The sequence below is a fragment of the Streptomyces sp. SID13666 genome (assembly GCF_010548325.1).
GTDB lineage: Bacteria > Actinomycetota > Actinomycetes > Streptomycetales > Streptomycetaceae > Actinacidiphila > Actinacidiphila fildesensis.
This window is the reverse complement of the sequence record NZ_JAAGLX010000264.1, coordinates 1-251: the sequence shown is the minus strand read 5'-3', so window position 1 is coordinate 251 and position 251 is coordinate 1. Positions and strand designations below refer to the sequence as shown.

Sequence of the window (251 nt, the reverse complement as noted above, 5' to 3'; positions counted from 1 at the left end):
CAGGACGGCCACACCAACATCGCCGCCGCCCTACGACACACCGCCCGCGACTACCGCCGCCCCGTCCAGACCCTCGGCCTCACCTGACAAAACCGGACCGATCACGATCTTGCGAAGGACCCTGGGTCGGCACCTACGTGAGCTGCGCAACCAATGTCGGCTGACGGTCAAGGCCGCCGCTGCCAAGCTGGAGTGGTCGGAGCCGAAGATCTGGCGCATCGAAACGGGGCAAACCTCGCTGCGCAGCCTCG

At 66.9% G+C, this 251-nt stretch carries 1 protein-coding gene; it reads left to right on the top strand.

Features of this window, described 5'->3' with window-relative positions:
* Positions 1 to 106 precede the first annotated feature (106 nt).
* A partial coding sequence (locus G3I60_RS44400; protein ID WP_164608615.1) for a helix-turn-helix transcriptional regulator occupies positions 107 to 251 on the top strand: 145 nt, incomplete at its 3' end.